The 222-nt window shown below is 49.1% G+C and carries 1 pseudogene; it reads right to left on the bottom strand.

Features of this window, described 5'->3' with window-relative positions:
- A pseudogene (locus ASJ81_RS17180) lies at positions 1–222 on the bottom strand (CO dehydrogenase/CO-methylating acetyl-CoA synthase complex subunit beta); the annotation flags it as partial.

Raw genomic sequence — 222 nt, 5'->3', positions numbered from 1 at the left:
CAGACTCAAGGTCAGGCTCTACAAGTTCTCCACCGATGTTGAAGATCATTGCCCATGGGTAGGTTTTGCCCTCTTCCATTTCTTTGAGGTCAGGACCGATGATTGTAACCTTGTCATCTTCAATTGCATCCATATCTGCTGCCCTGACAAGCTCGAGCCCGAGGGACTTCGGGCCGCCGAGTTCAACAAACATTCCTTCCTTTCTGACTCTTTCTCCTTCAA

This window comes from Methanosarcina spelaei (assembly GCF_002287235.1).
In the GTDB taxonomy this organism is placed as follows: Archaea; Halobacteriota; Methanosarcinia; order Methanosarcinales; family Methanosarcinaceae; genus Methanosarcina; species Methanosarcina spelaei.
The sequence above is the reverse complement of the archived record's forward strand: the minus strand, read 5'-3'. Positions and strand labels throughout refer to the sequence as shown.